Annotated in this window: 15 protein-coding genes, 2 tRNA genes and 1 pseudogene; 11 read left to right on the top strand and 7 right to left on the bottom strand. The window is 59.9% G+C overall.

The features are described 5' to 3' along the window. A pseudogene (locus MKK63_RS11800) lies at window positions 1-203 on the top strand (1-deoxy-D-xylulose-5-phosphate synthase); the annotation flags it as partial. 294 nt (window positions 204-497) lie between these two features. Here the strand turns inward: MKK63_RS11800 and MKK63_RS11795 are convergent. Together MKK63_RS11795 and MKK63_RS11790 are read right to left on the bottom strand one after the other, a co-directional pair. Next, window positions 498-1,589 carry a tartrate dehydrogenase gene (locus MKK63_RS11795; RefSeq protein WP_244001859.1) on the bottom strand — a complete coding sequence of 364 codons (1,092 nt, stop codon included), beginning with the start codon at window positions 1,587-1,589 and terminating at the stop codon, window positions 498-500. 104 nt (window positions 1,590-1,693) lie between these two features. Then, on the bottom strand, window positions 1,694-3,637 hold the full coding sequence (locus tag MKK63_RS11790; RefSeq protein WP_244001857.1) for a chloride channel protein: 1,944 nt from the start codon (window positions 3,635-3,637) through the stop codon (window positions 1,694-1,696). Between the two features lie 213 nt (window positions 3,638-3,850). Between MKK63_RS11790 and MKK63_RS11785 the strand changes: the two genes are divergently transcribed. The 8 genes from MKK63_RS11785 to MKK63_RS32210 all read left to right on the top strand — a co-directional run bounded on the left by MKK63_RS11785 (window position 3,851) and on the right by MKK63_RS32210 (window position 8,422). Beyond that, window positions 3,851-3,927 (top strand) — tRNA-His (locus MKK63_RS11785). A 187-nt stretch (window positions 3,928-4,114) separates the two neighbouring features. After that, a complete protein-coding gene (hpt, locus tag MKK63_RS11780; RefSeq protein WP_244001855.1) occupies window positions 4,115-4,681 on the top strand; it encodes a hypoxanthine phosphoribosyltransferase in 567 nt (188 codons plus the stop codon). 165 nt (window positions 4,682-4,846) lie between these two features. Further along, window positions 4,847-5,212, top strand: a complete 366-nt coding sequence (locus tag MKK63_RS11775; RefSeq protein WP_147940768.1) for a response regulator — start codon at window positions 4,847-4,849, stop codon at window positions 5,210-5,212. Window positions 5,213-5,242: 30 nt separating this feature from the next. Further along, a complete protein-coding gene (locus MKK63_RS11770) occupies window positions 5,243-5,542 on the top strand; it encodes a hypothetical protein (protein ID WP_244001853.1) in 300 nt (99 codons plus the stop codon). Window positions 5,543-5,857: 315 nt separating this feature from the next. Then, window positions 5,858-6,112, top strand: coding sequence for a PilZ domain-containing protein (locus MKK63_RS11765; RefSeq protein WP_244001851.1), 255 nt, complete (start codon window positions 5,858-5,860; stop codon window positions 6,110-6,112). Window positions 6,113-6,396: 284 nt separating this feature from the next. Next, window positions 6,397-6,765: a hypothetical protein gene (locus MKK63_RS11760; protein ID WP_244001849.1), complete on the top strand. Its 369-nt coding sequence runs from the start codon at window positions 6,397-6,399 to the stop codon at window positions 6,763-6,765. Window positions 6,766-6,947: 182 nt separating this feature from the next. Then, window positions 6,948-7,022, top strand: a tRNA-Thr gene (locus MKK63_RS11755). 80 nt (window positions 7,023-7,102) lie between these two features. Then, entirely contained in the window at window positions 7,103-8,422 is a 1,320-nt protein-coding gene (locus tag MKK63_RS32210; RefSeq protein ID WP_409564504.1) for a DUF6538 domain-containing protein, read from the top strand. A 715-nt stretch (window positions 8,423-9,137) separates the two neighbouring features. On the opposite strand, the gene MKK63_RS11750 is transcribed toward MKK63_RS32210, so the two are convergent. Beyond that, a complete protein-coding gene (locus MKK63_RS11750; protein ID WP_244001847.1) occupies window positions 9,138-10,025 on the bottom strand; it encodes a hypothetical protein in 888 nt (295 codons plus the stop codon). Window positions 10,026-10,445: 420 nt separating this feature from the next. Here MKK63_RS11750 and MKK63_RS11745 point away from each other — a divergent pair, with 420 nt between their 5' ends. Beyond that, on the top strand, window positions 10,446-11,069 hold the full coding sequence (locus MKK63_RS11745) for a hypothetical protein (protein WP_244001845.1): 624 nt from the start codon (window positions 10,446-10,448) through the stop codon (window positions 11,067-11,069). A 784-nt stretch (window positions 11,070-11,853) separates the two neighbouring features. Here MKK63_RS11745 and MKK63_RS11740 read toward each other — a convergent pair. The 3 genes from MKK63_RS11740 to MKK63_RS11730 all read right to left on the bottom strand — a co-directional run bounded on the left by MKK63_RS11740 (window position 11,854) and on the right by MKK63_RS11730 (window position 13,519). Next, window positions 11,854-12,144 carry a hypothetical protein gene (locus tag MKK63_RS11740; RefSeq protein WP_244001843.1) on the bottom strand — a complete coding sequence of 97 codons (291 nt, stop codon included), beginning with the start codon at window positions 12,142-12,144 and terminating at the stop codon, window positions 11,854-11,856. A 155-nt stretch (window positions 12,145-12,299) separates the two neighbouring features. Then, window positions 12,300-12,794, bottom strand: a complete 495-nt coding sequence (locus tag MKK63_RS11735; RefSeq protein ID WP_244001841.1) for a hypothetical protein — start codon at window positions 12,792-12,794, stop codon at window positions 12,300-12,302. 29 nt (window positions 12,795-12,823) lie between these two features. Beyond that, window positions 12,824-13,519, bottom strand: coding sequence for a hypothetical protein (locus MKK63_RS11730; protein WP_244001839.1), 696 nt, complete (start codon window positions 13,517-13,519; stop codon window positions 12,824-12,826). 428 nt (window positions 13,520-13,947) lie between these two features. Here MKK63_RS11730 and MKK63_RS11725 point away from each other — a divergent pair, with 428 nt between their 5' ends. After that, window positions 13,948-14,277 (top strand): helix-turn-helix domain-containing protein, encoded by a 330-nt coding sequence (locus MKK63_RS11725; RefSeq protein WP_244001837.1) that lies wholly within the window; start codon window positions 13,948-13,950, stop codon window positions 14,275-14,277. A 725-nt stretch (window positions 14,278-15,002) separates the two neighbouring features. Here MKK63_RS11725 and MKK63_RS11720 read toward each other — a convergent pair. Beyond that, window positions 15,003-16,010, bottom strand: coding sequence for a hypothetical protein (locus MKK63_RS11720; protein WP_244001835.1), 1,008 nt, complete (start codon window positions 16,008-16,010; stop codon window positions 15,003-15,005). Window positions 16,011-16,259: the final 249 nt, after the last annotated feature.

The following is a 16,259-nucleotide window of genomic DNA, read 5'->3' as shown; positions in this document are numbered from 1 at the left end:
CGCTGGATGCGGGGCGGGTGCGGGTTCGGACGCTGACGCTGCCCGACACGTACCAGGACCACGACAGCCCGGAGAAGATGTACGCCGAGGCCGGCCTCGACGCGCACACCATCGTCAGGACCGCCCTCGATACCCTGCCGGCCGAGTCGGGCAAGGCCGAGCCGGCGAGCAACGTGGTGAGCGTGCGCCGCCTCCCGCGCTGAGGCGGGCCGTTCGGCAGCGAAGCGCAGCGGACTCCCTCTCCCGTGCGGACTTTTGCCGGTTTATAAAGCGGGATCTGGCATCACACGTCTCCCTCCCCCCTTTGCGGGGGAGGGTGGCCCCCGAAGGGGGTCGGGAGAGGGGAGCGACGGTGCAAAACGAAGCACCGCCCCTCACCACGCACGCAGCCCCTTCCGGAAACCGGGTTCCCCTCTCCCGACCCCTGCTGGCGCAGGGGCCACCCTCCCCCGCAGAGGGGGGAGGGAGAGCCGTGGATCCGTCGCGACCCGGCCCCCCTACCCCAGCGCCTGTTCGACCGCCTTGCCGCACGCCTGCGTGTCGGCATTCCCGCCGAGGTCGCGGGTGCGCAGGGTCCGCTCGGACAGCACCCGCTCGATCCCGCCGACGATCTCGGCGGCGGCTTCGTGCTCGCCGAGATGCTCCAGCATCATCGCCCCGGACCAGATCTGGCCGATCGGGTTCGCGATCCCCTGGCCGGCGATGTCGGGCGCCGAGCCGTGGACCGGCTCGAACACCGACGGATGCACCCGCTCGGGGTTGATGTTGCCCGACGGCGCGATGCCAATCGTGCCCGTGCAGGCCGGGCCCAGATCCGACAGGATGTCGCCGAACAGGTTGGAGGCCACCACCACGTCGAACCGGTCCGGGTTCAGGACGAAATGCGCGGTCAGGATGTCGATGTGGTACTGGTCCCACCGCACGTCCGGATAGGATTCGGCCACCGCCTTCACCCGCTCGTCCCAGTACGGCATGGTGATCGAGATGCCGTTCGACTTCGTGGCCGAGGTCAGGTGCTTCTTCGGGCGCTTCTGGGCGAGCTCGAAGGCGAATTTCAGGATCCGGTCGGTCCCGTGGCGGGTCATGATCGTCTCCTGCAGGGCGAATTCCCGGTCGGTGCCGGCGAACATCCGGCCGCCCGCGTTCGAGTACTCGCCCTCGGTGTTCTCCCGGACCACCCAGAAGTCGATGTCGCCGGGCTTGCGGTCGGCCAGCGGACACTTCACCCCCGGCATCAGCCGCACCGGGCGCAGGTTGGCGTACTGGTCGAATTCCCGCCGGAACAGGATCAGCGAGCCCCAGAGCGAGATATGGTCGGGCACCCGCTCGGGCATGCCGACGGCGCCGAAATAGATCGCGTCGTGGGTCTCGATCTGCGCCTTCCAGTCCTCCGGCATCATCCGGCCGTGCTGCTCGTAGTAGTCGCAGCTGGCGAAATCGAACCAGTCGAGCTGGAGCGAGAAGCCGTGGCGCTTCGCCGCCCGCTCCAGCACGCGCACGCCCTCCGGCACCACCTCCTTGCCGATGCCGTCGCCGGGGATCACCGCGATGCGGTAGCGGCGCTGCGGGCGGGTCTCTGGACCGGACATGAATCCTCCACGCGTTCTGGGAGAGCGGGCCCTCGCGGGGCCCGGGTCGTCGGCGTCAGGTGATTGGTCCGCGCCGGTATCGGGTCAACACCCGGACCTGACAATCAGTCGATTTCCCCCGCCATGGCCCGGCGCTGACGGTCGAGTTCCTCGCTGTAGCGCTTCAGCGTGTGGCTCTCGGTGAGCAGGCCCAGGACCTTGCGGGTCTCGGGCCCGTCGACCACCGCCAGCGCTTCGCTCTCGGTGCGGTCGAAGGCGGCGGCGGCGTCCTTGGCGTTCAGGCCCGGCGTGAGGAAAGCGTCGGCGTGCAGCAGCAGGTCGGCCAGCACGGGCTGCGCCGCGGCGGCGGCATCCCGCGCGGCGGCGTGCGCCTCGGGGACGTTCACGATCCCGGCATAGCGCCCCTGCCCGTCCACCGCGATCACCCGGGAGGGCGAGCCGAGGGGGTGGGCGCGCAGGAAGGTGGCCAGCGGCGTATCGGCCGCCACGACGCGCGTGTCCCGGCGCATCAGCCGGCCCACGGTGAGCGAGCGGATCCAGCCGATATCGTGCGGGCTGCGGATGCTCTCGCCGCGCAGGTGGAAGCGCCACGTCGCGAAGGAGTAGCCGAAGGTCTTGCGCACGGTGAGCGAGGACGCGATCACCGCGGCGAGCACCAGCCCGGTGATCGGCAGGCTGCCGGTGATCTCCAGCGTCAGGAACGTCATGGTCAGCGGCCCGCCGATCACCGCCACGGCCAGCGCGCTCATGCCGATCACCGCGTAGGCGAGCGGCGTGAGGCCGAAGCCCGCCAGCGCCGGCACCAGCAGCGGCGCCCCGGCGGCGAACAGCTTGCCCGCGATGGCGCCCAGGAACAGCGAGGCGAAGAACAGGCCGCCCCGGAAGCCGGAACCGATCGAGATCGCCGAGGCCATCGCCTTGGCGGCGAACAGCAAGGCCAGCGCCGCGATCCCGTGCCCCTGGCTCTCGGCGGCGAAATGCATGTGCAGGGCGCCGTGGCCGCCCGAGAGCACCTGCGGCGTCGCCACGAGGGCCAGCGCCCCGACGCACAGGCCGCCGAGGGCCGGGGCGGCCACCCGCGGGACCCCCGAGGCCTGGACCAGCCGCTCCACCAGGGTGACCCCGCGCATGATCAGGATGCCGAGGCCCGCGCAGACCAGCCCCAGGGCGAGGCTCGGCAGGATCTCCATGCTGGTGACGTGCGAGGTGGTGATCGCCTGCACGTCGCCGAAATCGACCAGCGGCTGCGTCGCGATCAGTTGCTGCGCGATCAGGTTGCCGCAGAGCGCCGCCACCACCACGGGCGTCAGCGTGGCGATGGAATAGGTGCCGATGATCAGCTCGAAGGCGTAGAAGGCGCCGGCGAGCGGCGCTCCGAATCCGGCCGCGATCGCCCCGGCGGCGCCGCAGCCGACCAGGGTCCGCAGGTCGCTCCGGCGGACCTCGAAGGCGATGCCGAGCCGTGAGGCGAGGCCGGAGGCGAGCTGCGTGTAGCCGGCCTCCAGCCCGACCGAGGCGCCGCTCCCGTTCGAGACGACGTTCTGGAGGGCGAGATAGAGGCTGTCGCGGAGCGACATCCGCCCGCCATGCAGGGCGTTGGCCTCGATCGGGTCGATGGCGGGGCGCTTGCGCGGCCCGCGGATGTAGCCCGCCGCGACGATCACCAGCCCGAGCAGCGCGCCGCCGAGACACGGCCCGACGAGCAGGAGCACCGGCGACACGGCATCGGCCGCGCTGAGCCGCATCCCTGTCGGCAGGAGGAACAGCAGCTCGCGCAGGCTCTGCGTCGCCCAGTTCATGGCGGAGACCGCGACCCCGGCGACGCAGCCCACCAGGGTCGCGAGCGCGACGAGGCCGCCCTCGCTGCGGCGGACGAGGCTGCGCAGCTGCCCCGGCGCCTGGACGATCCCGGCTCCGGTCCAGCGGCGCCGGGCGCGCCCGCGCGTTCCGGCCGCTTTCCGGGCCGGTGCATCGATCGGCCGATCGGCCGCGCTGCGGTCGCCGCCCGTGTTTCCATCCTTGGCTGCCGCTGGCTGTCGCGCGCTCACGGTTCGTCCGCTCACCCCGATCCGCCCCGGCCGCCGCACCGCGGGTTCGACCCGATGGGTTCACTATAGCGCGCCCGGTGCGGAAGTGGACGCCGGCTCGGCCCAGGCGCGGGCGTCCGGATCCCGATGCGGCCGGCCGCGTCCGTGTCGATCCCGCAAAGGCCGCGTGCCTCGCTTGAAAACTGCCGCGGCCCACGATACACCCCCGCCAGTGCCGCCGTAGCTCAGTTGGTTAGAGCACCAGATTGTGGATCTGGGGGTCCCCCGTTCGAGCCGGGGCGGTGGTACCATCCATTCAGCCGGACAGCGCAAGGGGTTGGCGGATCGCCGGCCCCTTTTGCGTTTGGGGTTCGCTCGATGACGCTGGGGCGCCTTGGATGCGCATCCGCAGTTCCCCCCGCGACCCGGGGACGCTAAGACCGCCCCTGAGCGCGGCGGCGGATTGCGTCCCGCGACCGGGTTACCGGGACACATGAGATGAGCATTCCCGAACGGCGCGTGCGAACCCTCTTCGACGAAGCGGCCATCGCCAAGCGCAACGACGAACTCGCCGAGGAGATCCTGGCCGCACGGCCGGAGAACCTCCTGGTCGTGGCGGTGCTCAAGGGCAGCTTCATGTTCGCCGCCGACCTGCTGCGGGCGCTGCACCGGGTCGGGCTCGCCCCCCAGGTCGAGTTCGTGCACCTGTCGAGCTACCGCACCGGAACGGTCTCCAGCGGACAGGTCGAGATCCTGCGGGACGTGCAGAGCGAGGTGCGCGGGCGCGACGTGCTGCTCGTCGACGACATCCTCGAATCCGGGCGGACCGTCGTCTTCGCCAAGGATCTGCTGATGGCGCGCGGCGCCCATCGGGTGCTCACCGCGGTCCTGCTGGAGAAGCCCGGCAAGCGCGCCGTGACCATCGACGCGGATTTCGTCGGCTTCATCTGCCCCGACGTGTTCGTCGTCGGCTACGGGATGGACGCCGCCCACGCCTTCCGGCAGCTGCCCTTCGTGGGCGTGGTCGATTTCGACAGCGGCGATCCCGATCTGTTCGATCCGTAGCGTCCGTCGGGGCGACGCGGCATTTTCGCCGCAGGCGCCGTCGATATGCCTGTATTCGGTGCATGGCGTCTTGACAGGCGGCGGGCAGGTCTGCGTCTGTCGTCTGTCAAGGGCCGACGTCGTCACGACGGGGGACCCGGGAATCGAGGACGTTTACGGGACCCCATGGCGCGCATCCTCCTGGTGGATGACGAAGAGACCGTCCGGGGCTTCCTCAAGCGGGGGCTCGAGATCGACGGACACGCGGTCGTCACCGCCAACGATGGAAGCGACGGGCTCGACCGCCTCAACGAGGCCGATGGCGGCTTCGACCTGATGCTCACCGACATCCGCATGCCGCTCATGGACGGCATCGCCCTGGCGCTGGCGGCCAAGCGCGACTTCCCGAACCTGACCATCCTGCTGATGACCGGCTTCGCGGACCAGCGCGAGCGGGCGCGCGGGCTCGACGCCATCGTCACCGACGTGCTGACCAAGCCCTTCTCGCTCGCGGACCTGCGGGCCACGGTAAGGCGCGCCCTGGCCGCCTGATCACCGGCCCTCACGGCGCGCGAGCGGCCCATGGCCGAACCCCATGGGGCGACCTACGTCCGGGGGCCATCCAGCGAGAGACCGGCCATGGCCTTCCCCGATTCGAACGAACCCAGCGCACAGGCGATCGACGATCTGGAGCTGGTCAACGCCCTGATCGAGCGCAAGGAGGCCGGCGAGCCGGTCGACCCCGATATCCAGGCGCTGCTGACCGACATGGAACGGCTGGGGCTCACCGGCACCGATGCCTACGCGACGCTCGACGCCTACCGGCCGGGTCCGGCAACCGGGGCCACCGGCGGGGACGACGCGGACGCGACTCCAGCCTGAAGAGCGGCTTACGACCGGGGTCGCGCAGGCCGACGCGTGGCCGGCTCACCTCGGCAAGCGGCACGGCCCGCTCAAGCAGCCTTTGCCGAAGCGGATGCCGGTTCGGCGTAAAGGAGCGCGCCGAGGCAAAGTCGGAGCGCTGTGCACGATTGCGATGCGATCGGGCACGGCCCCTGCCCGAAGCGATCAAGTTGTCAGGACCTGTTGTCACGGCGGTAAGCGTGAAGACAGCTACGCGACGCTGCGTGCGCTGCCTTCAAGCGAACGAAGCCACCGTGGCCTATCTGTCCAACCTTGGGATTCTTGAGGTCGAACATGACAGCCGAACAGCGTCTCTCGGGCAGGACGGATTGCTTCAGCGCCGGGCATATCGTGGTCGCCGACACGGGCAGGCGGCTGCGCTGCCTCGTCTGGAACATGTCGGATACCGGCGCGCTGCTGGAGGCCGGCGATGACGACGCCGTACCCGAAACGTTCACGCTTCTGACCGCGATCGACCAGACGTCGCGCCGCTGCAGGGTCGTCCGGCGCACCGGCGCCCGGTTCGGCGTGGTCTTCGCTGAAGCCTGAGCGCCCGGCCTCATCGGCGGAGCCGCCGGCCGGACCGGGACACGCTCCGCGGGTCCGGGGGCCGATCGAGGCTGGCTCGCGCGACAGCGAAAAAGTTTTGCCTACCAGTATTGTCGTCTCAAGGAACCGCGCGGGCTCACACCCATCTGCGTGTTCCAGGATGCCGCGCGCCTTCTGACGCCCGGTCCTGCGGCGATTCCACGGCCCGATCCGGCGGAAGCGCACGGCAGGACCGCGATCGCCCGAGATGATCCGCCCCACCCCTTCGATCGACAGAGGAGACCATGATCCGACTTCGTGACGCCATGCTTTCGTCCACCCTGTTGCTGGCTCTTGGCGGGGCATCGACATCGGCCCTCGCGGCTGGTCGCTTCGACGGAGCTTGGTCGGTCGTCGCCACGACCGACACCGGGGCTTGCACCGGGCCCTACCTCTACCCGATCGTCATCCGGGACGGGACCGTGGACGATGCCGGAGGGAACGGGGTCGACGCATCCGGCCGCACCACGGCCGATGGCCGGATCAGCGGCACGATCCGGAAGGGCCTTGCCAGCGTGATGGTGTCGGGCCGCCTGCGCGGATCCGGCGGGACCGGGCGGTGGTCGCTGGCCGGCCTCGGCTCGTGCTGGTGGACGGCCCGCCGCACAAGCTAGGGTCCTGCCCCGCCCCCGATCGAGGCGAGGCCCAGGGTGTTGCGCGCCCGTGCCGGGCCGAACGAACGCGCGGCGAACGCAATCCGCCGGGCCGTGCGCCTTGACGAAACGCCCTCAAACGTAGTCAAACCCACGCCTGATGCACCGAAACCGCCAGCTTCTCCAACGGTTTCGGCGCGTCCGCCGGTGTAGCACAGCGGTAGTGCAGCGGTTTTGTAAACCGAAGGTCGGGAGTTCGATCCTCTCCACCGGCACCAGCAGTTATCCAACGATCACAGTAGGTTAGGGCGCACGACAAGGGACGATAACCGCTACTCTCATACAGCGGTGTCATACATTGTCGTTCAGAATCGCCCGACCATGGAAGGACCCTAAGAGCGGGGTCTACCATCTACGCCAACGAACCCCCGCCGATCTTGTCGCAAGGTTGAAGGGTGGGACTATCCGGCTTCCCATCGGCGAGGCTTGGGCGTCCATTACCGTAGGTTCTATCGTCCAGGCATCGCTAAGGACCAAAGAGCCACGTGAGGCTAAGGTTCGTCACGCTATTGCAGATGGTGCCCTCAAGCGGATTTGGACCATCGAACGCGGGTGTGACTATTCTAACACATCGATTGACGCGTGTGCTGTAGCTCCCCCCTCGCCGGCGCCTACACCCTTATCGACCGCGGTCCCCTCCCCACCCGCAATCAACGGCCCAACCCTGACCATCGGGGGCCTGTTCGAACGATGGGCAACGGATCGTGAGGACAAGCGAGCCCCCAACACGATCAAGCGCTACCGCGGAAGCATCCGGTCGTTTGAAGCCTTTGCCAGGGGCCGGGACGTTCGGACCCTAACCGGCGATGATGTTTTCGCGTGGGCTATGCGTCGGAGGGACACAGAAGGCATCAGCCCACGCGCGATCAACAAGAACGATCTGGTAGCCGTGAGTTCGGTGTTTCGATGGGCGTCCGGTAGGGCTTCGGGTCAGATCCTGTCATCCAACCCGGCCACTGGCATATCCCTAGATGAGCCTAGGATCGTCCTACAGCGGGAGCGGACGTTTCGAGACCGTGAGATAGCAGAAATCCTGTCGGCCGCCTCAGGGGTGACGCCAGACGCTCGCAACCCGACCCGTAGTGCGGCCCGTCGATGGTGTCCTTGGCTTGCGGCCTATAGTGGCGCCCGTATCACCGAACTGACCAACCTTCACCGTGAGGACATACGGACAGAAAGTCGCATTCCATTCATGCATCTGCGGGTGACGAAAACAGGCGAAGCCCGAAGCGTCCCCATCCATGCCCACCTTATCGAACAGGGCTTCCTAGCGTTCGTGGAAGCGTGTGGGCCCGGTCCGCTGTTCTATGACCCTAAACGGCGTCGTGACGGATCAGTAGCCCCTCAAGCGGAGATTCAAGGGAGACAGGTCGGCAAGTGGGTTCGCGGGACCGTCAAGCTGGATCCTGGCGTCGATCCAAATCACGGCTGGCGACACACTTGGAAGACGCGAGCACTTGGAGCGGGAATCGAAGAACGTTTACGCGACGCCATAACGGGCCATCGTGTCGCGTCAGTAGGTCGGCGATACGAGACACCGACCCTTATGATGCTGGCAGATGCTATGGATCGAATGCCGCGCTACCAAGTTGAGACGATGCTTTCAGGCGAGCCATAGCGGAAGGCTGATCCGACGACCACGAACTAATAGGACCCGCGTCGGACGGGGCATGACCGCTAGCGCTACTCGCACTCCATCTTTAGAGCCGTGACATCTCAGTCTACAAATACTACGCGGCACGGTCATCTATCTTCTTAGATGTAATTTGACGATCATGCCTATATAGACGATCCATCAAGTAGTACAATCCGAGGCTAGTCACTACAACTAGATGCGCTATTGCCAGCGAATAAGAAAATACCATGGCCCATCTTACATAGCTGACATATGCACCGAACAATCGATGGAAGTTGACCGTGCTTAAGCCTACGGCAAAAACACTCGCGACCGATAATATGAGCGCGAGAAACGACAGATACCCGAATATAGTGCACGCGAACTCCCTCCGAGTAAGCGCTACCTGTATAGATTCACCATCTAATCCCTTCTGAATAAGGAATACCGGACCCGACTTGATCGTCTTGTCTAGATCTGGATGGGTAAACGTCGCCGCAGCGACTAGCGCGGCGATGTAGAAACCCGTCAGGGCGCCCGCGACATTTAGAAATTTGTCCAGTAGCCCATTCGGACGGAAAAACGAAGCCCCGTCCATTGCACAGAACGGGACAGTTATAACAAGAGCAAGCAAAAGCGTTGGGAACAGATCGAGAACATTCTTCTCTCGATTCTGTAACTTAAAATATCTCAAAGGATATACGAACTTCCACATCTCTCATTCTTCCGTTCTCTTCGACCAATCCTTGGAAAACATCTCAACCGCGCGGTCAAACAACGCTCCAACCACTTCTTCGGCACAGGCATCTAAGTGACTCTCAACATACACCTGTTCGGCACGAACGAACAGCACATCGGCCGCGTCACTTTCCCGGCTCAGCGGCACGACCCTCGACTTGCCCTCCGGCATCCGGATTGAGACACGGATATCTTCCCAACCCCCTGCATCGGCCCACGGGTTCAAAGTTCTAAGGGCCGTAAGCATACCCTCCCCCCGCGCCTTAATTTCGATTCGCATTCTTTCCTCCCGGGGCTCAAACGCCTCGGTGTCTAAGCCATCAATCCGGGATTGCCGAACCAATTCAACAAATGAAATGGTTCCGCCCTTCAACGCTTCGCCAATAGTTGCAGACCTGAACCCTTCAAGATCTGCTATCGTATAGGTTTGTTTCTCGTTTCCGCCGTGATCTTTATAGGAATACTCAGACTGTCTAAGAGTCAAATTTAGTACGGACCTTATATAGCTACGTCCTATTCCAGGAACCTCCTCAATGATAGCCCTATACCGACCCTTCCTCCCCGGAGACTCCGTTAGATCCAAGAACAAGTGAGACGAGACCGAAAGATCCTCATCTTTGTGTTTCTCAGCACGCCGCAATCGTCGTGTCTTTCTGTGGCCGAAAATGGGTGTGGAAGCGTCAGGACTGGAACGCCTGAACAGTAATGCCGCATATTTCTCATCTTTGGATTTAATGATATGCGATACGTAACATTCATCAGTCTTCCCTACGGTGAGAATACAACCTTCTTTTCCTAGGGAACTAGCTATAACATGAAGAGCATCTAGTTCATTGCCCGGGGCCGCCAACGAAAGAGCTTTACCCATACCCCGATAAGGCCGAAGAACTAATTCGTGCCGCTGAAAGAAACGTGATTTGCCATCCAAGCTCATTGATATTGGCCCAACAGTTCAACATCGAAATCGGAAAAGGCGTCTTAATCAAGAAGCCAACTTCCCTGTCGCACCACACCTTTTCCAGATACAGCTTCACGGCGACGGTATGCGACACCCTCTCAACTTATCGTCGGTCCTAGAGCGTGTCGATGGACCTTGAGAGCGATCTTAGGTTCCCGTCGTTAAAGGCTGTGTGCAAACGAAATTTCTTGTTGTGGGCCGAACTTTGAACGTACGTCGCCCTGGGTTTCCACCCTGTGCGGCGTTATGATCCCATTCAAGCGGTAGCGTTGCACTCCATTTGCAAGCTTAGCAGTACGTTTTGGGTGCTCACAGACGTTCGATCCGGCAATGGCCTACTCGCTTATCGAACACAGGCATAGATTCGCTGCATGGGCGGCAGGACGTGCCGCCGGCACCAAAGGTTGTCGCTTCGCCGTCGAAGAAGGACGGGGCCTGATAGAGGGCACAGACATCCCTTTGTACGCGGCCGACCGACAAGGTGCGCCAGAAACCCCGGAGGACTTTGACGGCCGGCATCGCCTTTGGCGTGAACAGATGGTCGCACAGGCTCAAGCCAAGAGGATCGGTGGCGCGAACGGATGCTTCACGCATGGTGTGGCAGCTAAGCTGATTAACATTTATTTGAAATTGACCGTCATCTGTTCTCTTTCTCCCTTGGCACAGGAAGAACCATCCAGAGCTGATATAATCCATCCGCCTATCGACCGACTACTATTACTAGCACTTGCTCAGCACGCCAAAGTTGCAGAGCCCTTCAAGCGGACCTCGGACTGTCACTGGCGGAAATATGCAGCACTCGGTTGGTCGAATTTCAACAGCGAAGATTATGAGAATGTTATCGGGGAGGTTAGGCGCTTCTCTAATGGGAAGCCTTTATGGACAATAGAAGAATATTGGATTGGTCATCAGAGCGGAGACAAGGGCGTCATCATCAATCATGATGATTTTTGATGCCGCAGTCGTTTAGAGGTAAGTCCTAATAGTCAGTCATGGTAAGGCTGATGCGTCTAGTCATCAGGCGGTGCCCACTCCCATAACGTACAACAGTTGTATGGATTGTCGGTGCGCTTCGGTCAGGCTTGTGCCGCATAGACCCCCACTGACCGCATCAGCGTCTCGCGCCGTTCCATGGCCCTCTGACCGTTGACGGACCGTGAGGCCAACCACGCGAGGATAAGACACCGGAAGAACCGTGCTCTCTCGCCTTTCAGGGTGTTCGCCTCATTCACGATCCTCCCATACCAGACAGCTAGAAGCGAAAAGACCGGTCCTACCCTCATGACCTGAACGAAGGCCCACGATCCGAACCACGATCACGCCCCCTGAGACGGCAAACGTAGGCGCCTCATTGTCGAATTATGATCGGCCGTCCGTGAGGAACAGGATAGTGGCGTTCACGCACATTCGATCCAACCTTGCCGGAGAGCCGGGACAGCCGCACACGAAGCTTTCCACCGATCTCCGGGCATTCTGCACTTACGGACCTTCACAATAAGAGGGGCTGTGACGGGCGTTCGCTTATGGGGCTAGGCCAGATCGATCCAAGCCCTTGCCAGCCGCCACGGAGCGATTGTGGGCGTGTCAATGGGCATCCACAAGCCAACGAGAATGCCGCATTGACCGTATCGGCTTCATCGATCCCCTGGCAGTCTCCGAAACAAGAACGGACGCCAACCATTGAAGGGAAGGCGTCCGCACCATACAACTCTTAAGACTTAAGTTGCGTCCGTCTGTGTCACTTGAACGTTGCAGACAATCTTTCAATCATGATGTTCGTTAGTTCTTCTAGCTTCATGCTCCCACGTTTCGGGCATTGACCTTTGTATATGCTCGAAACAAGCCCTGTGTAGAATCCGAATTCCTCATCCGGTGTTATGTTTTTTCCAGATTTTCTGACAAGCGCGGGGAATAAGCTTGGATCTTTACCCTGAATGTATCCAACGGCCCAACCGTGATAGGCATTGAGCTTTAGTAGATCCTCATTGATGAAACCCGGCAATGAAGGATCGTTGATTAGAAGTTTCATATACTCATCACACGTTATGGCGCTTGGTGTCTTGATGACAGTCTGAGCGATAGCGCTTGTAGAGAGAGCGATGGAGATAAGCCCGCATAGAACTATAGATCTAGTCCGCATCTTCTATTCTCCCGATCGTGAAACCGATCTAGTTTGATGGGTACTTATAGAGCGTTCGGCGCGGCGATGCGGACCTTGTTCGCAATGGCTTTGAATGCTCCTGACGCCAAAAACAGCTTTGCGAGATATATCTTGTTATCGTGGCGATCCGTGATGCTTATGTAGTTTTTGTGTATCACTGCATCTAAAATATCGCGGAAGTGAATAGTCTTGAAATTACGTGTGTATACGCTCTGAGCAACAATTTTCTCATCGTCCATGACAATTGAAACTTTGGGCATTAACGACAGACCGACCAACGTAATTGCAATAGCTACGCCGATCCACCATAATGTGACCATGATAGGATGGGGTATCGCCGGCAAGCTTTTGAGGTATAGATGAAACTCAACACGCCCGGACGTGAACGGTTCGTAAGCATTGAACATCGCGAAAGCAAACAACACTCCCATCGCTAATGTAATAAATCCCCCGCCATATTTGAACCGTGCCACATTGTTGTCTGGAATGGACACGTCTTCGACAACAGTATGTCGCATGGTTTGCCTCTAACTCGCAATCATACCCGTTAGAAATCTTTTTTGACTACACGCGAGTCTGGAATCAATGCTGTGAACTGATCCGAGAGCCCCACGTAAGTGTGTCTGCAGTAGTCGTCGCTTTCCTCAAACCACTGAGGATACGTAAGCCATTGCTTGCCTATGCCGTCTGACAGTTGAATCAGACCGGCTAGACCATCCGATGGCTCTTGTGCCGGTGGTTGGTTGGCCTTGGTCCAGATCGCGTCAGGGTCAAGGGTCGGATCGGAACCCCTAAGGGCCTTCTCTATCGCGACGACCTTGGCTTTCGCATCAATGCCCTGTTCTTCTGTGAGGTAGATCGCGGCATACCCTCGCCGGGCTTCCACGCACTGTTTCACGCCGATGTAGGAGCGGTAAGCGCGTTCAAGGCGGCTGCCGGGCTGTGCATCGATGGTGGCTTGCTGACGGAAGCGTTCGGCGGATACGGCTTCGGCCTCCCGCTCTTTCTGTTGTTGGGCTTCCTGTTGACGACGCTCACTCTCAGCCGCAGCGATTTCCTGGCGCTCTTTGCTAACGATTACCGCTTCAAGGGTCGGCCAACAGTTGGCTATGGTCGCTCGATCGATGTGTTCGAAACTCTCGTAGAACAGTCGTGGGTTACGATTGACGATAGCGGGTGCAGCACGCCCGACCTCATCACGGATGGTGGACGCGACGAACTGAACAGTCTGATTCGCATTCATGTTCGGGTTTCGAGCCGACCCGTTTGCGTAGCCGTTGACCGTGCGGAGAACGTCCGGGTCCGTCCTCAGAAAGGTTGAACAGGCGGAACCCTTCCTGGCGCTGGTCGGGGCGTTCCTGTCTGCGGTGGAGTGTAGGGTTGGTAGGGCCGGTCCCCCGCATTCCGTCGGCATTAGCTTGGGAACGTATGGGATGAGGCGACCATCCGGCGTCCGACCCGTTTGAGCATAAGCGGAACCGAAGCCTAGGACCGCAACGGCAACCACCCCCGCAGCCGCCGACCGTTTCATAGTTCCCCCATCAGTGAAACGATTCATGACCCTGTGATGCGAGGGTTAAGCCTCACTCCGCATTGCCAAGCTTATAGCAAATCACAGCTTCGTCGGCAACGGTACGACCCGAACTCATACTCCGGCCCATGAAGCCGCAGTTGAACTTTGTCATAGGGTTGAGGGTCAGACAGGCGCGAGAGGCGGCTGGTCTGACGCAAGAGAAATTAGCGGAATTGGTAGACCGGACCAAGGAAGCTATCTCGAATATAGAGCGAGGGGTGAACTACCCGGCCATCGATACTCTGCAACGTATTTCTAACGCCGTAGGAATGCCTATGGGCTATTTACTCGCGGAGTCCAGCGGATCCCGTTCGCTTGATGAATTGAAAGCAATCATAGACACGAAAATTCGCGACATGAATGATGCCGACCTTCGTTTTATTGTCAGTATGATAGATGGCCTTACCACATACAAGCACGGAAAATAGATATTTATATTGCTTGCCCTCGGATAAGCGACCAGCTCAACTGGTTAGTTCGAAATCTATGCCTCCATGCTCATAGGTAGCTTCCCACTCTCCGCCGTCCTGTAAGCGGAAGCCGAGGCACAGAGCGAAATCTAGCCAATCCGTTCGTTCCTGCCAATCGTACAGTTCCCCCGTGTCCCTGAATGACCGGTCGAACGTTAGCTGGAACTCCGCAAAGGCTGATATGATGGGGAGCGGACCGTTTTCGAAGCTGCACGATAACAGTTGTATGGATCGTGCCTGGATCGCTCTCTCAGGATGCAGCAGACCGTTCTGGCGTTGCACGTCTTCTGGTTCGATCCGCGCGTAGAGCAACGGTTCGACGGTGCCCCGAACAAGCGGCCACTGATCCTTGGGCCACGATGCACGCTTACCGCGGTTTTGCCATAGCTGTTCGCATTGGAAGATAGTGGGCGGAAGGATCGGAGTAGGATCCTCCGTAAGGTCCGGCATACCGTTGTTGAGCCGAGCTATGACCTTGTAGCTGTGCATTCTAAAACAGTAGCATATCTTGGGCCCGCGAACACCGCTAAACGAAAACGCATTTTGCTTAACAGCGATAGTATTTGCTACATACAGACTGCGCAGCCAACACGACCTGCGCAGTCAGAGTTTTTGCTAATCTTAATGACTTTATTTTTGGCTTCACGCAATAAACCTTATATTAAGTTTTATGGATTGCGAAATTATTTTCTGCTAGTGAGTTCCTGCTGAACATAATCGTTGAGCAATTTATAATATTCATCAGTTTGGCTCACCTGTTTCGACAACTCATCCGACACCCTGATGTGAACCGAACCCCACGTCATCAAAGACTTGCCATATATTTGAATGAAGTCATCAACCTCATCAACATTTGCAGCTCTACGTGCGTGCCCACCTTTGATATCTAAGAGTTTTCCAAGATTAGTATGTAACTCTTTCGCCGCGTTTATAACAAACCCATAAACTGGTATAGCCTCAAAAATCTTAAAAGACCCATATTTTACAATCTCACTTGTGGCCTCATCAATAATTGGCCTGTCTTGACGCTTTCCATTGGCCTCGATAACGCAATAATAAAAATACCCTCGAAGGATGAAGGCAACCCACAGATAGAAATCCCGGACTGCAAAATGATGTTTTACGGGATCGGCCAATTGCCTTAGTGTTGCCATTGAATACAATATGGCGCTTCTGTGCTGATCATCTTCACCCGCGCAATGAACGTCGATAAATTCCTTCAGCGTCATACTCTGTGATTGGCGATCAAATTCTGCAACAAGTCGCTCAGCCTTCCGAAGAATCTTGAGCGCTTGCTCTCTAACCTGTTGACCATCAAAGTCGACCGGCTCCTTAGCGAGCAACTTCGACTTGAGCCGCATAAAAGCTACCGTTAGAAAATCGTCATCCGATAGCCTAGGTTTTTCAGCCTCACGTCTAAGTAATTTTACGGTAGATATACAAGAATTATGCGACTCATTCGTAAGTTTTATGGACTCTGCGTAAAGTTTTGATATCTCGCTGCGCCCAAAAGTATATTGCGTAAGCATTTCGACACGTTTTTCGACAATATCTCCGGCATTTTCATAGTTAAAGCCACCTATAAGGAGTTCTCCAAACTCTTTTTCCAAAAAACAATACACATCGAAAATCGGTTGATCTTGCTCAGGCGTATGACCATCGCCATTGAATTGGTGTCCACCTTCGCTCATCAGCTAATTTCCTTCACGATTCAAATTCAAAGGTTCCGCCAATTTCGTTTCAGTTGGTGGCACCTGGTGTTGCAGCACCGAAGTGACATTTGGCGGCGACTGTTCAAGCTGCGGCATCGCCAATCACTTTTGAGCTTATCGTGCTACTTACGATCACGCGATTGATAGATCCATACCCGATCCAGAGGACGGTAAGGCCCCCTGAGACCAAGGCCAGTCCGGCGCCTAAGGATAGCGTAGACCGAACCG

This window comes from Methylobacterium sp. J-088 (genome assembly GCF_022829295.1).
Classification (GTDB): domain Bacteria; phylum Pseudomonadota; class Alphaproteobacteria; order Rhizobiales; family Beijerinckiaceae; genus Methylobacterium.
Note: the sequence above shows the minus strand (reverse complement) of the source record. Positions and strands in the feature narration are given on the sequence as shown.

Coding starts and splice junctions, on each gene's coding strand:
- hpt (WP_244001855.1), top strand. CDS start 4,115: ATGAGCATTCCCGAACGGCGCGTGCGAACCCTCTTCGACGAAGCGGCC.
- MKK63_RS11735 (WP_244001841.1), bottom strand. CDS start 12,794: ATGCGACATACTGTTGTCGAAGACGTGTCCATTCCAGACAACAATGTG.
- MKK63_RS11750 (WP_244001847.1), bottom strand. CDS start 10,025: ATGGGTAAAGCTCTTTCGTTGGCGGCCCCGGGCAATGAACTAGATGCT.
- MKK63_RS11720 (WP_244001835.1), bottom strand. CDS start 16,010: ATGAGCGAAGGTGGACACCAATTCAATGGCGATGGTCATACGCCTGAG.
- MKK63_RS11775 (WP_147940768.1), top strand. CDS start 4,847: ATGGCGCGCATCCTCCTGGTGGATGACGAAGAGACCGTCCGGGGCTTC.
- MKK63_RS11745 (WP_244001845.1), top strand. CDS start 10,446: ATGGCCTACTCGCTTATCGAACACAGGCATAGATTCGCTGCATGGGCG.
- MKK63_RS11760 (WP_244001849.1), top strand. CDS start 6,397: ATGATCCGACTTCGTGACGCCATGCTTTCGTCCACCCTGTTGCTGGCT.
- MKK63_RS11795 (WP_244001859.1), bottom strand. CDS start 1,589: ATGTCCGGTCCAGAGACCCGCCCGCAGCGCCGCTACCGCATCGCGGTG.
- MKK63_RS11770 (WP_244001853.1), top strand. CDS start 5,243: ATGGCCGAACCCCATGGGGCGACCTACGTCCGGGGGCCATCCAGCGAG.
- MKK63_RS11730 (WP_244001839.1), bottom strand. CDS start 13,519: ATGAATGCGAATCAGACTGTTCAGTTCGTCGCGTCCACCATCCGTGAT.
- MKK63_RS11765 (WP_244001851.1), top strand. CDS start 5,858: ATGACAGCCGAACAGCGTCTCTCGGGCAGGACGGATTGCTTCAGCGCC.
- MKK63_RS11740 (WP_244001843.1), bottom strand. CDS start 12,144: ATGAAACTTCTAATCAACGATCCTTCATTGCCGGGTTTCATCAATGAG.